Source organism: Actinokineospora spheciospongiae, assembly GCF_000564855.1.
Lineage (GTDB): Bacteria > Actinomycetota > Actinomycetes > Mycobacteriales > Pseudonocardiaceae > Actinokineospora > Actinokineospora spheciospongiae.
The window spans coordinates 1-15354 of record NZ_AYXG01000118.1 but is presented as its reverse complement, the minus strand read 5'-3'; the positions used below and the strand labels follow the sequence as shown (position 1 = coordinate 15354).

The window sequence follows — 15354 nt, the reverse complement described above, 5'->3', positions numbered from 1 at the left end:
ACCCCGTTCCCCGCCTCCCCGAAAGGAGGCACTCACCCTTCTGCTCAAGGGAGGCACACGATGCCCACGTACGACATCATCGACACCCACTACATCGAGTCCACACCGGACAAGGTCTGGGCCGAGCTGGTCAGCGAACTCAACGGCGGCGGCAGGTGGTGGACCCCGAAGAACACCTTCAAGGCCGGGGCCCGCCCGCCGCAGGAACTCCTCGGCGAGACCGAGGTGACCGTGCACGCCAAGGGCGTCGACCAGGGCGGCCCGAAGTTCAAGTTCATCGCCCGCACCACCAGCGTGGACCCGGGCAGGCGGATCGCCGCGGACTACGTCTCCGGCTCGTTCCTGGGTTCCTGCGAGTTCTTCGTCGAGCCCGCCGCCGGGAACCGCACCAAGCTGTCGATGCACTTCAACGCCGCCCCGCAGGGCTTCATGAAGGTCATCTCGAAGCTGTCGGACGTCGGTCAGCAGCACTCCGAGGGCGCGCAGGGCGCGTTCACCCGGCTCAACGCCCTGCTCAGCGGCAAGACGGCCACCTCGGGCTCGCTCGACTCCACGGTCCGCACCTCCGACGGCGCCGAGATCGCCGTCACCGTCGCCACCCCGGCGGGCCCCTCCCTGGGCACGGTCGTGCTCAGCCACGGCTGGGCCGCGGGCCGCGAGGCGTGGGCGGGCGTGCGGCGCCGCCTGCTGAACGCGGGCCACACCGTGGTCTCCTACGACCACCGCGGCCACGGCGCCTCGACGCTGGGCTCCGCGCCGATCACCGTCGAGCGCCTAGGCCTGGACCTGGCGGACGTGCTCGCCGCGGTCGATGTCCGCGACGCCGTGCTGGCGGGCCACTCCGGTGGCGGGTTCGCCGCCCAGTGGTACGTGACCAACCGGGCCGCCGAGGCCGGGGTGCGGGTGAAGGCGCTGGCCCTGTTCGCCACCGCCGCGCACGACCAGGACGCCCCGGACAGCGAGATCAGCCTGATGGGCAACCCGGTGTTCAGTTGGGCGCTGCGCCGCGCGCCGCTGGGTCGCAAGATGCTCGGCTCGACCCTGGGCCCGGAGCCGCTGCCGTCGGTGAGCGAGACCAACCGCGCGATGTTCGCCGCCATCGACCGCAAGACCCGCGCCGCGTTCTTCGCCGCCGGTCGGGGCATGGACTTCCGCGCCGCCCTCGCCGCGGTCACCGTCCCGACCGTGGTCCTGGCGGGCGACGCCGACACCGTGATCAAGCCCGAGCTGGGTGCCGCCGTCGCCGACGCGCTGCCCAACGCGCGGTTCGAGAGCGTGCCGCGCTGCGGGCACATGCTGCCGCTGGAGGCGCCGGAGCGCCTCACCCAGGTCATCCTGGAGCTGGCGGGCTGAGCAGAGCCCTCGCCGGGTGGTGGTGCCCGGTCGGCCGTGCGCCGACCGGGCACCACCGCGTCCTGGGGTGGCCGGGAACCGGTCACCCCCGGTCGGACCTCACGTCACGCGGGGACGCCGTCGAAGGAGAAGCGCTGGTTGGCCTGGCCGTGGCAGGGGTACTGGCGCACCTCGGCCCCGTCCTCCGGGGAGGCGTACGCCACCTCAAGGCACAGGCCGGTGAGGCCGGACACGACCTGGTACCCGTGCGCGGCCTCGCCCTCCACCCGCCACCGCTGGACGGGGCTGCCGTCGCAGGTGCGCTGCACGACGTCCCCGCCCTCCTGGCCCGCGGGCGTCGCCTGGAAGCACTTCAGGGTCGCCTCGGACAAGATCAGCCAGGTGTCGTTGCCCGCGGACTTGGCGGAGAAGCGCTGGCTGACGCGGCCGTCGCAGGTCGACTGGACGATGTTGGTGTCGTCACCCGGGTTCGCGCCCAGCACGTCGAGGCACTTCCCGCTGTGCACCGGGACGATCTGGTGCTGGCCGGGGTCGGTCGTCGCGGTGGCGGTCATCGCCGGAGCCGCCAGCGCGGCGGCGGCGAGGGCGGTCATCACGGCACCACGGGCAGTGGAACGGAACATCGTGCGGTCCTCCGATGGCTGTCGGTCATGCGTCCGTCCACCTTGGTCACATCCGCGGGGCGGGCACAACGCGGTTCACACCGCCGTCCACCCCGATCACCGGTCCAGGTGACGCACGGGTGCCCCGACACCGGTGGGTGTCGTCCGGTCGCGGAGCCGAGGGGAGCCCGAACCCCTCGGCTCCCACGCCGTCAGACGAGCGCGTCGACGCCCGCGACCACCCTGCGGTACCCGGCGGTGGCGAGGGCGGTGTCGCGGTCGACGTACACGACGCCGAAGCGGCCGATCTCCACCGCGCTGAGCATGTAACCGGCCGCCCCGGTGCGCGATTCCGGGTCGAACCGCTCGGTGTCGAGAACGCCGATCAGGTCCGCCGGTCGCAGCGCCCGGTATTCCGGGCGGAGAACCCGGTCGGTGGCGAAGTAGGAACGGGGTGTCCCGTCCTCGGCGCGGAACTCGGCCGTGCTCGGGTCGTATTCGCCGGGAACCAATCCGCGCAGCATGAGAAACGGTGCCGTACCACCACCCATCCGGAGGTTGACCTCCAACCCGAAATGCCGCCACGCGTCCCCGGTGCGGGCGGAGACGAAGTCGACGCTGGCGATTCCGCTCACCCCGGCCCGGGCCAAGGCCGTTCCCGCCCGCAGCGCCATGTCCTGCACCTGCGTGCGGTATTCCGCGCGCGAGGGGAAGGTGCAGCCGACGAAGATCTGCTTCTCCGCCCCGGCGAGCACCTGGTCGTGGGTGGAGAGCACCCGGGCCGCGCCGTCGACGAGCAGCACCTGCGCCGAGGGCGAGGTGGTCTCGTCGGCGGTCACGAACCGCTCGACCACCGCGCCCATCTCGTCGACCTTGGCCGCGTAGTCCTCCCACGAGTCCGGCGGCGAGGCGAACACCGCGCGGCCGGGCAGTTCGCGGCGCACCCAGTCGGCCAGGCCGGTCCCCGGGGCGCCGTCGAAGCTGAACACGACGTTGCCACCTGCGCCGAAGCTGTCGTTGAGCTTGACGATCGCCGAGCCGACGGTCGGGTCGGCCGCGCGCAGGTCGGCCAGCGCGGCCACCACGTCACCGGTGTCGCGCAGCCCGTCGAACCCCGGTGCGACCGGCACCCCCGCCTCGGCGAACAGCCTGCGCGAGCCGGTCTTGGAGCCCAGGCCCGCCAGGTCGGGGTCGGCGGCGAACAGCGGCACGCCCAGCCGCACGGCCAGCGCCCGCTCCTGCGGCGAGCCGTTGAACGCGACCAGCACCGACGGGTCGAGCGCCCGCAGCGCGGCCAGCAGGTCCGGCCGCCGGAGCACCTTCTCAGTGAGTGGAATGGGGTCGCGGCTGCCGCAGTCGAGCATTGTCAGCCGCTCGCGGGTGCAGCCGAACAATCCAAGGGAATAATCGACGACCGCGTCGGCAATCGGTTCGCTGGTGACGAACACCACGCGCACGGCCGGGTCCCGCAGCAATTGCAGGAAGACAAGGAACCGCTCCTCGTAGTGGTTCACCCCGGGGATCTTCACCAGACCGGCGCTGTCGAGCGTCATGCTGGGCACGACCAGCACCGTTCGCGGCGAACGGGCGGAACCGAACGGGTCCACCAGGTCCCGCTGCGTCACCCGAAAGGCGGCACGATCGTCGGTTTCGATTACCATGCGTTCCCGACTCCCTCTCCGAATGGAACGCGAAGCGTACTGCCATCAGTGGTTGACGGAGCACCGGCCCGAGACCAACATGAAAGTGCCTGCCCACTCCCGGCAGGGTGTTCACCGAATCCGCACGGAAGTACCGACGCCCCAGGGTGTCCGTTCACGCTGCGCCCACGATTCCGCCCACCGCAGGAGAAGCAGATGCCACACACCGCTCACCCCGTGGAACGGCAGGCACAATCACTTCCCGAACAATTCTCCCGCATGGCCGACCGCCATCCCCGGCGGGTGGCGGTGACCGCGCCGGACGGCGAGCTGACCTACAGCGAACTGCGCGAGCGCGCGGGCGCGGTCGCCGCCGGGCTGCGCGCCGCGGGCGTGCGCGCCGACACCGTGGTCCCGCTGCTCGCCGAACCCTCGCTGGACCTCGTCGTCGGGTTGGTCGCGGCGGTGACCGCGGGCGGCGCCTACCTGCCCGTCGACCCGGACACCCCGCCCAAGCGGGTCCGGCTGCTGCTCGACGGCCTCGACGCGCCCGCGGTGCTCGCGACGACCGCCACGGCGGCCCTGGTGCCGGGGGCGACCACCGTCCTGCTCGACGACCCCGGTGACGTCGAGGGCGACCCCGGTGGCGAGCCGGTCCGCGACACCGACCTGGCGTACGTGATCCACACCTCCGGCTCGACGGGCACCCCGAAGGGCGTGCTGGTCGAGCACCGCAGCGTGCTGAACCTGTTCCGCGGCACCGGGTCCCGGTTCGGCTTCGACGAGAACGACGTGTGGACGATGTTCCACTCGGTGGCCTTCGACTTCTCCGTGTGGGAGGTCTGGGGCGCCCTGCTGCACGGCGGCAGGCTGGTCGTGGTGCCGCACGAGGTCTCGCGCAACCCGGGCCGCTTCCGCGCGCTGGTCGGGGCCGAGGGGGTCACGGTGCTGAGCCAGACCCCGTCGGCGCTGCGGCAGTTCGTCGGCACCGGCGCGCCACCGGACAAGCTGCGCCTGGTCGTGCTCGGCGGGGAGCGGCTGGACGTCGGCCTGCTGCGCCCGTGGTTCGACCGGCAGGCCGACGACGGCCCGGAGGTGGTGAACATGTACGGCATCACCGAGACCACCGTGCACGCCTCGCTGCGCCGCATCACCCCGGCCGACCTGGCCGACCCGAGGGTCAGCCCGATCGGGGTCCCGCTGCCCGGCCTGGACTTCCACCTGCGCGGCGACGAGCTGTACGTCACCGGGGTCGGCGTGGCCCGCGGCTACCTCGACCGCCCGGAGCTGACCGCCGAGCGGTTCGTCGACCTCGACGGCGAGCGCGCCTACCGCACCGGCGACCGGGTCCGCCGCCGCGACGACGGCGAGTACGAGTACCTGGGCCGCGTCGACGACCAGCTCAAGGTGCGCGGCTACCGGATCGAGCCCGCGGAGGTGGAGGCGGTCCTCGGCGGGCACCCCGAGGTGGCGGGCTGCCTGGTCGGCGCCCGCGACCACGGCGACGGCGACGTGCGGCTGGTCGCGCACGTGGTGGCGCCGCCGGGGGTCGGCGACGACCCGGTGCGCTGGGAACGCCTGCGCTCGCAGTTGGCCGCGCTGGTCACCGAGGCGCTGCCCCGGCACCTGCGGCCCTCGGCGTACTTCCCGGTGGCGGCGCTCCCGCTGACCCGCAACGGCAAGCTCGACCGGGCCGCGGTGCTGACCGGCGGCGAGGTGGCCGAGGGCACCGAGGGCGAGGTCGACCGGATCTGGCGGGAGGTGCTCGGCGCCGACGCGGTCGACCACGACCTGGACTTCTTCGACCTCGGCGGCACCTCGCTGAGCCTGCTGCGCATGTTCACCAGGGTCAACGAGCACTTCGGCACCGAACTCGACCTGGCGGTGCTGCTCGACGGCGTCACCGTGTCCTCCCTGGCCGCGGCGGTCGAGCGCGCCACCACAGCGACGAAAGGCTGACCGTGACCGATTTCTCCCTCACCCCCGACGAACTGGCCGGGTTCCAGAAGAACGGCTTCGCGGGCCCGTTCCCGCTCTACGAGCACGACGACATCACCCAGGCCTGGCGCCGCGAGCGCATCCGGCTGATGGACCGCTCCGACGCGGTCTACCAGGACGAGGCGGCCAAGTCCGGCGCCACGAACATCGCCAACTACGACCGGCACCTGGACAACGCGTTCCTGGCCGACCACATCTGCTCCCCGCAGATCGTCGACCGGGTCAGCAGCATCCTCGGCCCGGACGTGCTGTGCTGGCGCACCGAGTTCTTCCCCAAGTACCCCGGCGACGAGGGCACCGACTGGCACCAGGCCGACACCTTCGCCAACGCCTCGGGCACCCCGCAGATCCTGTGGCCCAACGGGTCCGACTTCGGCGGCACGATCACCGTGTGGTGCGCCTTCACCGACGCGATGGTCGACACCGGGTGCCTCCAGTTCATCCCCGGCACCCACCAGAGCATGAACTACGACGAGACCAAGCGGATGCACTACGACCCCGAGCAGGCCACGAACGTGGAGAAGGACGGTGTGCGGCGCGGTTTCTTCGGCTACGACTACCGCGAACTCCAGATCGACCCGGACTGGAAGCCCGACGAGTCGCAGGCGCGGTCGATGGAGATGCCCGCGGGCCAGTTCATCGTGTTCTGGTCGACGCTGATGCACGCCTCGCACCCGCACAGCGGCCTGAGCAAGCAGATGCGGCTGGGCTTCGCCGCCCGGTACGTGCCGACCTCGGTGCGGATCTACCCCGACACCGAGCGGATCGAGGAGTACGGCGGGCAGGTCAGCCTGGAGCGCTACGGGGCGGTGCTGGTCAGCGGGGAGAACGCCTTCGACCACAACCGGATCGCCACCGAGACGACCCTGGGCCACCCGTTCCCCACCCGCCGCCGGTGACGGCCCGCGCGGCGGTCGCGGACGTCGCCCCGCTGCTGCTGGCCCTGGACCCGCCGCAGCGGGCGGCGCTGCCCGCCGCCGCCGCGCCGGTGCTCTCCGCGCTCACCGACACCCTGGGCCTGCCCGGGGTGTCGGTGGTGCCGGACGTGACGGGGCTGTCGGCGGCGGAACTGGTCATCACCGCCCGGCTGTCCCGGGTGGACTGGTCGGAGCCCGTGGGGGCGGTGGAACCGCTGCCGGTCCCCACCGTCGTGCCCGCCGCCGACGGCGTGCCGCTGCGCTGCCACCTGTCCGGACCCGCAGACGGGCCGCCGGTGGTGGTCGTGTCGGCGTGCGGGATGCCGGTGGGGCTCATCTCCCGCTGGCTCGACCGGCTCTCCCGCGAGCACCGGGTGCTCACCTGGGACTCGCGCGGGCTGTTCACCCCGGAGTTCGACGACGGCGCCACCGGCGTCGACACCCAGGCGGCCGACCTGCTCACCCTGCTCGACGCGCACGGCATGACCGGCGCGCACCTGGTCGGCCTGTGCGGGGGCGCGCCGATCGCGCTGGCCGCCGCCGCGCGCACCGACCGGGTCGGCTCGCTGAGCCTGTGGCACGGCGACTACGAACTGGGGGAGGCGGCGCCCAAGACCGCCCACCAGCGCGACGTCCAGGCGCTGATGACCATGGCGGGCCGGTCCAGGGCGAAGGCGGCGTCGCTGCACGGGCTGTTCCGCAGGCCGCAGGCCCTGGCGACGCTGCGCGCGGACATCGCCCACCACCTCTACTACCCGTACGCCACCCCGGAGCTGCTGTACCGCTACGGCGCCCTCAACGGGGCGATCATGACCACCGACTGCCGCCCGCTGGCCGCCGCCGCGGCGCAGCCGACCCTGGTGGTCACCAGCGGCGCCGACACCACCGCGCACCCGGCCGGGTCGCGGTACGTCGCCGCCGCCCTGCCGAACGCCGCCCTGGTCGAGTTCCCCACCGGTGACCACCTGTCCGCCTTCGACGCGGGCGAGGACCTGCTCACCCTCGCCACCGGCTTCATCGCCGACCCCGACCCCCGCCGCCACAGCGACCAGACAGACCCGGAGCCGAGATGACCGAGCACCCCGCCGTCAGCGCCGCCGTCGTCCGCGGCGGCACCGCCTACGTCGTCCCCGACCCGGTGCGCGCCCCGCTGCCGCACCGGGCGCTGAACACCGCCCTGCCGGACCCCCTGGCCTGGCACGAGCCGGTGCCGGGGTTCCCGGTCGCCGGGATCAACCGCACCGAGACAGAGTTCCTGCACCGGGAGGTCTGGGCGGACAACGCCTACCTGCGGCACGGGATCGCCCTGCCCGACGGCGCCGTGGTGGTCGACGCGGGCGCCAACATCGGGATGTTCAGCCTGTTCGCCGCCGCGCACAGCCCCGGCGCGACGATCATCGCCGTGGAGCCGCTGCCGGAGGCCGCGGCTGCCGTCGCGGCGAACGCGGCGCTGCACGGCGCCGACGTCACCGTGGTCGCCGCCGCGGTCGGCGACCGGGCGGGCGAGGCGGAGTTCACCTTCTACCCCGGCAACACCGTCATGTCCGGCCGCTTCGCCGACGCCGCGGAGGACCAGGCGGTGCTGCACGCCTACCTGGTCACCGGGGACACCGACGCCGACCTGACCGGCCTCGTCGCCGACCGGATGGCCCCGGTGGTGCGGCGGGTGCCGGTCACGACACTGTCGGCGGTGATCGGCGAACGGACCGTGGACCTGCTCAAGCTGGACGTGGAGAAGGCCGAGGAGGAGGCGCTGGCGGGCATCGACGACGCCACGTGGCCGCGCATCCGCCAGATCGCCGTCGAGGTTCACGACCTCGACGGCCGCCTGCGGCGAACCCTGGACCTGCTGGCGGACAAGGGGTTCACCACCGCCCACGACCAGGACCCCCGGCTGGTCGACACCCCGTGCCACACCGTCTACGGCCGCAGGCCCGACGCCCGCCCCGGCAACGGGGTCACCTGGGCGCCACCGCCGGACCTGGCGGCGGAACTGGGCGTCGACCGGGTCGTGTTCGTCCGCTCCCTGGACGAGGTGCCCGAGGAGCAGGCGGGTTCGCGGACCCCGGCCGCGGCCGTGCTGGCCGAGGTGTGGGCGGGGCTGTTCGGTCCCGACGCCGTGCACCCCGACGCCGACTTCTTCGCCCTCGGCGGCAACTCCCTCACCGCCGTCCGGCTCATCGCCCAGGTCGAGGACCGACTCGGCGAGGACGTGCTGGCCCCGGACACGGTGTTCACCGCCACCCGCCTCGCCGACCTGACCGCGGCGCTGGAGGACGCCGTCCGATGACCCCGCGCTCGGTGCACCTGACCCCGGCCCACGAGGAGTTCCGCGCCGGGGTGCGGGCCACCCTCGCCGCGCACGTCCTCCCGCACCTGCCCGATTGGGAACGCGCCCGCGCCATCCCCCGCGACGCCTGGGAGCGGCTGGGGTCGTGGGGCTACCTGGGGCTGCTGCACACCACCGACGACCTGTTCCGCTCGGTGGTGCTGCTGGAGGAACTGGGCCGCACCGGGTACAGCGGGTTCCGGGCGGCGGTGGCCGTGCACTCCCACATGGCCACCCACTACCTCGCCGCGCACGGGTCGGCCGCGCTCAAGGACCGGTACCTCACCCCCGCCATCGCGGGCACGGCGGTCGCGGCGCTGGCCGTCACCGAACCGCAGGCGGGCTCGGACCTCGGCGCGCTCGCCGTCACCGCCACCCCCGACGGCGACGACCTCCTGCTCGACGGCACCAAGTCCATGATCACCAACGGCACCACCGCGGACTTCCTGGTCGTCGCCGCGCGCACCGGGCAGGCCCGCACCGGCCCCACCGGCGTGTCCCTGGTCGTCGTCGAGACCGCCACCCCCGGCGTCGAGGCCACCCCGCAGGAGAAACCCGGCTGGCACAGCGCGGCCACGGCCGAACTCCGCTTCACCGCCGCCCGGGTCCCCGCCTCGAACGTGATCGGCAAGCGCGACAGCGGCTTCTACTACCTCATGCGCGGCTTCCAGCTCGAACGCCTGGTCGCCGCCACCCTCGCCCTCGGCGGCATCGAGCACTGCCTCGACGCCACCCGCGACCACCTGCGCACCCGGCACGCCTTCGGCGCCCCGCTGGCGAGCAGGCAGGCGCCCCGCCACACGATCGCCGACCTGACCACCCGCCTGCACGCCGCCCGCCACCTGACCTACGACGCGGTCCGGCGGCTGGCGGGCGGCGACCTCCCGGCGACCGAGGCGTCCATGGCCAAGCTGCTCACCACCGAACTGGCCTGCGAGGTCGCCGACCGGTGCCTGCAACTGCACGGCTCGCCCGGCTACGCGGCCGACTCCCCCGTGGCCAGGGCGCACGCCGAGGCCAGGGCCGCCACCATGGCCGCGGGCCCGAGCGAGGTGATGCGCGACCTCATCGCCGCCGCCCTGCTCGACCACCCCTGACCCCGGTCGGGTGAACGCGAGACGCAGGCTTACAGACCCGCGCTTGTCGCGTATGGACCCCGGTGGCGGCGACCGGTTGAATATGGGTGGAAAGTCCGATCTGTTCTTGCCACCCAGGGGGTGCTTGAGTCGTGGAAACCGTCCGAGTGGTGTTGCTGGTGCTCACCACGATCACCATGGGAATCGTCGCCGGGCTGTTCTTCGGCTTCTCCATCTCGGTCATGATCGGGCTGCGCGGCACCGACGACCGCACCTTCATCGACGTGATGGCCCGGATCAACTCCGCCATCCTCAACGGCTGGTTCATGTTCTGCTACGTCGGCTCCGTCCTGTTCGGAATCGCCGCGATCGCGCTGCACTGGGGCGAGCGGTCGGTCCTGCTGCCGCTGGTGCTGGCCTTCGGCGCGTACTTCATCTCGTTCATGCTCACCGGCCGCTTCAACGTCCCGCTCAACGACATGCTGGACAAGACCGTCAAGCGCGGCAACATCACCGACCCGGCGGGGGTCCGCACCCGCTACGAGGGCCCGTGGACGCGCTGGAACCACATCCGCTCGGTGTTCAACATCGCCGCGGTCGCGTTCATGTGCTGGTCGCTGCTGGCGGCGGGCTCGGCCTGAGCACCGGGATCGCCGCGAAACCCCGCTCCCGGCCGTGGAGCGGGGTTTCGCGCTTTCCCGGGCATCCGCACGTGCACGAGTGACGTACCACCAACGGTGGTTGACGACAACCGACCCCCCGGCCACCATGAACCCGTCCCACACCGCGTCTTCGCTCGACCGTCGAGGAAACCCTTCCGCCACAGCGCGAATCCGTGGCCGGTCGCCCGGATTCCGCTCCAGCGCAGGAGAACCGATGCCGAACGCCGAACCCCCGGCCCAGCGGGCAGACCGGCGGGCGCAGCCACCGCCCGCGCGGGCGCGGTCGCTGGCGGAGGCGTTCCGGCTCGCGGTCGCCGAGCACCCCGACCGCGTCGCGGTGACGGCGGACGACGGCGAGCTGACCTACCGCGACCTGGCCGCCAGGGCGGAGCGGGTGGCGGCGGCCCTGCGCGCGGCGGGTGTCGGCGCGGACACGCCGGTGCCGCTGATCGCCGACCCGGGCCTGGACCTGGTGGTCGGCCTGGTCGCGGCGACGCTGTCCGGCGGCGCGTACGTGCCGGTCGACCCCGCCGTCCCGGAGCTGCGCATCCGCTGGCTGGTGGCCGACTGCGCCGCCCCGGTGGTCCTGGCCACCACCCGCACCGCGGGCTTCGCCCCCGACGTCCCCGCGGTCCTCATCGACGACCCGGACGAGGTGGCGACCCCCACCCCGCCCGCCCCGGTCGCGGGCACCGACCTCGCCTACGTCATGCACACCTCCGGCCCCACCGGCGCCCCCGAGGGCGTGCTGGTCGAGCACCGCAGCGTGCTGCACCTGTTCACCGCCACCGACCACCGGTTCGGGTTCGGCGCCGACGACGTCTGGCCCCTGCTGCACTCGGTGGGCTTCGACCTCTCGGTCTGGGAGCTGTGGGGCGCCCTGCTGCACGGGGGCAGGCTCGTCGTCGTCCCCCGCGCGGTGACCCGCGACGCGCGGCGCCTGCACGCGCTGGTCACCGCCGAGTCCGTGACCGTGCTCAACCAGACCCCCACGGCGTTCCGCCACTTCCAGGCCGCAGGCCCGACTCCACCCAGCCTGCGCGCGGTCGTCCTGGCGGGTGAACACGTGGACGTGGAAACCCTGCGCCCCTGGTTCGCCCGGCACGGCGACACCGGCCCCCAGCTCGTCACCACGTACGGCAGCACCGAGACGACCGTCCACGCCTCCTGCCACCGGCTCACCACCGCCGACCTGGACGCCCCGTCGGTGAGCCCCATCGGCCGCCCGCTGCCGGGCGTCACCTTCCACCTGGCGGGCGAGGAACTGTTCGTCAGCGGCCCCGGCGTGGCCCGCGGCTACCTAAACCGGGCCGCCCGCACCGCCCGCCGCTTCGTGGTCCGAGACGGCGAGCGCACCTTCCGCACCGGCGACCGCGTCCGCCCCCTCCCCGACGGCGGCTTCGCCTGGCTGGGCCGCGCCGACGACCAGCTCAACGTCCGCGGCCACCGGGTGGAACCGGCGGAGGTCGAGGCGGTGGTCAACCAGCACCCCGAGGTGGAGGCCTGCCTCGTCACCACCACCGCCACCACGGGCGACCCGGAACTGGTCGCCTACGTGGTCCCCCCACCGGGCGTGACCGGCGACCCGGTCTGGTGGGAGCGGCTGCGCCTGGAGGTCGCGGGCCGGGTGGCCGAAGCCCTCCCCCACCACCTGCGCCCCCACCGCTACCTCCCGGTCGCCGAACTCCCCCGCACCCGCGACGGCGAGGTCGACCGCGCCAACCCCGGCCGCACCACCACCCAGCACCTGCTCACCCAACTCTGGCGCGAAGCCCTCAACACCCAGACCACCCCCACCCTCACCGACGACTTCGCCACCCTCGGCGGCACCAGCGAATCCCTGCGCCACCTGCTGTCCAGGGTCGAACACCACTTCGGCATCACCCTGCCCCCCGACACCACCACCGCCGACCCCGACGAGGTCACCATCGCCACCCTCGCCGCCGAGGTCGACGCCCACACCCTCGCCGCACCCCACTCCCAAGACCGAGCCCACAACCACGCCGACTGACCCGCCACCCCGGCAGGTGGGTGCTCCCGACCACCGGACCGGTCGCCCGCGGCCCCGAACACCGCGGGCGACCGCCCGGACCCGACCAGCCCCCGATCCAGGCGGTCGAGCCCCATCAGCCCGACCCCCGGAAGGCCGAACCCCAGACCGGCAGACCTCAAGCGGGCGGGGCCTCCGCGAACGCGTCCACGGGTGCCAGCGGGATCTCCACGAGCGACCCGCCCGGCCCCCACTTGATCCCGTAGACCCCGCCGAGCTGGTTGAGCAGGTCCAGCGGCGTGGACAGCAGCCGGGGCGTGTCGGCGCTGGACACGGTCACCCGCAGCCGGTGCCCGGCTTCGACCCGGGCCACCGTCGTGGGCACCTCGATGTCGTAGCGCACCCGGGAGAACACCGGCACCGGCTGCGCCGCCTCCCGGGTGAACGGGTGGTAGGGCAGCAGGTAGTTCCCGTCCGGCGCCCGCCAGCTCTGCGCCTCGTCGACCGCCCGCTGCGACCCCAGCAGCGACCCGCTGCTCACCGGCGTGGACACCCCGTTCGGCGCGACGGTGGAGACGGTCACGGCGAACTGCGTGTCCGCCCGGCTGGACGTGGCCACGATCGAAGCCGACATCGGCCCGGCGATCACCTGCGGCGTGCTGAACGGTTCGGTCGTGTAGGTCTGCCCCAGCAGCGGCAACTGGGTGAGGTTGTCGTTGTGCGCGCACGGCGGCGGAATCCGCAACGCGTTGAACACCGCGACCAGCCCACCGGCGGTCGCCTGGTCCAACCCCCGGTTGCACGGGACGGCGGCGGGCGTATAGATGATCGTGTCGGAGCCGGACGTGGTCGAGGCGGTGGTGGACAGCCCCCCGTTGGCGCGCGGGTAGAGCGCGGTCGGAGTGGCCTGCGGGAACGGGAAGTGCGTCGCCCCCACCCACCGGTCGGTGCCGACCTCGTTCAGCCGCAGCGTCGGCCCGCCGATCCCGGTGTCGAGGCCCTTGAGGTAGTGGTCGAACCACTGCAACCGCAACCGGTCCACGTCGATCCCGGACCCGACGGTGACGTGGTGCCACGGCCCCATCGTCAACCGGTACCGGGGGTCCACGGCCTGCTCCGGCCGCATCGGCTGCCCGGCCCGCCCACCCGCCGCGATCGACTGGAGGTCGTTGTAGAGGTGGAGCTGGCCGCGCTCGAACACGTCGTCCCACCCGCCCATCATCTGGATGGGCACCCCGGAGCGGACCACGTCGTCGAGCACACCGCGCGGGCTGCGCGCCTGCCAGTAGGCCCCGTCGTAGACGAGTTCACCGTCGGTCGTGCCCTGGAGGAGCGTGCTGACGTGGAAGGTCAGCAGCCCCGCCACCCGCTGCAACAGCACCACCAGCAGGTCCGGGTTGCCCGCCGTGACGGCGTTGACCAACTGCATGAACCCGGTGAGGGCCAGGTAGACCACATTGGACGCCGCCCCGAAGTTCCCGCCGGGGAAAACCATGTCCCGGTAGGGATCAATGCTGGGCACCATCGGAAACATCGCCTTCACCGGCGACCCCGGCCCCAACTCGGCGACGGTGAAGAACTGGTTGATGGCCATGTACGAGGCCCCATCCAGCCCCACGACCCCACTGGAGTTCGGCAGCGCGGCCGCCCACCGGACGAGCGCAGCCCCGTCCTGGGCCTCCCGCTGCCCGAGGAAGTCCCAGGTCCCCTGCGACCCCCCGGTCCCCCGAACGTCGACGATCACGTTGATGTACCCGCGCTGCACCAGGTACTTGTTCCCACCACCGAGCAGGGTCAGCCCCGCATCCGGATCGGTCAACCCCGGCGCCGCACTCATCAACGCGCCGTAGGGCGTCTGGGTCAGCACCACGGGGAACGACCCCGGGGCGGCTGTGCCGTCAGGTCTGGTGGGGAAGTAGACGTCGGCGCGCAGCACGGTGCCGTCGGCCATGGTGACCGGCACCTCCCGCTGCTCGCCCATCCCGTAGGAGGCGGGCGCGGGAGTCCAGTCGGCGACGGCCACCGGCCCGGAGCCGACCAGGCACAACCCGGCCAGCAGGGCGACGGCGAGAAAGCGGGAAAGGAAGGCGGGGAGGGCGGGCATTCGGTGTTTGTACCTCGCAACCACTTGGTCCGACAAGCGTCATCCCCCGATCCGGTACCGCCCGTTTCCCAGGTCCACCGCTGAACCATTCCACGGCCGGAACATGAAAGTTGTCACCAACTGCCTGATACCCCGCACGCACTCCCCGAAAGCGCACCCCCTTTCCGCCATGAAGACTCACCAACCCCAAACGAGAACAATTTTCACGCCATCCCCCATCAAGACCAACCCCACCCGCCCACCCGTCAATCCCACCCACTGAGAGCACTCGCAGCGCCCCGACCAGGACCACCCACTGGGCCAATCGACCCCCACCCGCCCAGGTCGCACCCCGGTCCTCGATCCCGAACAGCGATCCCGGCAAACCGCACACCCCCCTCCAGCCCCGATCGCGGGCACCAGACCAATGAACGCCAACAGCCCGCCCGCGCCGTCGAGGAAGCCCCTTCAATCCTCCACACTCATTCACCCATTCGATAGATCCGGAGAACATCGCAACGCACAGTTAACAACGCCCCACCGGTGGACGGTCACCCATCAAGATCATTCCCAGTGCGGCAACAGCCGATTGCCACAAAGGACACTTCACCCCTCCTCACCTCACCCCGCCCGACCTCAGCTCCGCCCCGATCCACCTCACCCACTCACTCACCCACTCGCCCGACTGCCCATCACGCTCCACC

11 protein-coding genes are annotated in these 15354 nt (G+C 72.6%); 8 read left to right on the top strand and 3 right to left on the bottom strand.

Annotation, left to right across the window (positions count from 1 at the left end; genetic code table 11):
- Positions 1–60: 60 nt before the first annotated feature.
- Positions 61–1353, top strand: coding sequence for an alpha/beta fold hydrolase (locus tag UO65_RS16460; protein ID WP_200873385.1), 1293 nt, complete (start codon positions 61–63; stop codon positions 1351–1353).
- 104 nt (positions 1354–1457) lie between these two features.
- Here UO65_RS16460 and UO65_RS16455 read toward each other — a convergent pair whose 3' ends face one another.
- Both UO65_RS16455 and UO65_RS16450 read right to left on the bottom strand, forming a co-directional pair.
- A complete protein-coding gene (locus tag UO65_RS16455) occupies positions 1458–1976 on the bottom strand; it encodes an RICIN domain-containing protein (RefSeq protein WP_084175684.1) in 519 nt (172 codons plus the stop codon).
- Positions 1977–2167: 191 nt separating this feature from the next.
- Complete coding sequence (locus tag UO65_RS16450; protein WP_233427617.1) at positions 2168–3580, bottom strand: ATP-grasp domain-containing protein; 1413 nt, start codon at positions 3578–3580, stop codon at positions 2168–2170.
- Positions 3581–3874: 294 nt separating this feature from the next.
- Here UO65_RS16450 and UO65_RS16445 point away from each other — a divergent pair, with 294 nt between their 5' ends.
- The 7 genes from UO65_RS16445 to UO65_RS16415 all read left to right on the top strand — a co-directional run bounded on the left by UO65_RS16445 (position 3875) and on the right by UO65_RS16415 (position 12588).
- Entirely contained in the window at positions 3875–5554 is a 1680-nt protein-coding gene (locus UO65_RS16445; RefSeq protein ID WP_052021252.1) for a non-ribosomal peptide synthetase, read from the top strand.
- 2 nt (positions 5555–5556) lie between these two features.
- The gene (locus tag UO65_RS16440; RefSeq protein WP_035283437.1) at positions 5557–6492 is read left to right on the top strand and encodes a chlorinating enzyme; all 936 of its coding nucleotides are present in this window, start codon (positions 5557–5559) and stop codon (positions 6490–6492) included.
- Positions 6489–7583, top strand: coding sequence for an alpha/beta fold hydrolase (locus UO65_RS16435; RefSeq protein WP_052021251.1), 1095 nt, complete (start codon positions 6489–6491; stop codon positions 7581–7583). The genes UO65_RS16440 and UO65_RS16435 overlap by 4 nt, the downstream gene beginning before the upstream one ends.
- Entirely contained in the window at positions 7580–8800 is a 1221-nt protein-coding gene (locus UO65_RS38620) for an FkbM family methyltransferase (protein ID WP_052021250.1), read from the top strand. The genes UO65_RS16435 and UO65_RS38620 overlap by 4 nt, the downstream gene beginning before the upstream one ends.
- The gene (locus UO65_RS16425) at positions 8797–9936 is read left to right on the top strand and encodes an acyl-CoA dehydrogenase family protein (protein ID WP_035283435.1); all 1140 of its coding nucleotides are present in this window, start codon (positions 8797–8799) and stop codon (positions 9934–9936) included. Before UO65_RS38620 ends, UO65_RS16425 begins: the two co-directional genes overlap by 4 nt.
- Before the next feature lie 131 nt (positions 9937–10067).
- Positions 10068–10556, top strand: a complete 489-nt coding sequence (locus UO65_RS16420; protein WP_035283433.1) for an anthrone oxygenase family protein — start codon at positions 10068–10070, stop codon at positions 10554–10556.
- Positions 10557–10791: 235 nt separating this feature from the next.
- Positions 10792–12588 (top strand): non-ribosomal peptide synthetase, encoded by a 1797-nt coding sequence (locus UO65_RS16415; protein WP_052021249.1) that lies wholly within the window; start codon positions 10792–10794, stop codon positions 12586–12588.
- Positions 12589–12745: 157 nt separating this feature from the next.
- Here UO65_RS16415 and UO65_RS16410 read toward each other — a convergent pair whose 3' ends face one another.
- The gene (locus UO65_RS16410) at positions 12746–14671 is read right to left on the bottom strand and encodes a CocE/NonD family hydrolase (protein ID WP_052021248.1); all 1926 of its coding nucleotides are present in this window, start codon (positions 14669–14671) and stop codon (positions 12746–12748) included.
- Positions 14672–15354: the final 683 nt, after the last annotated feature.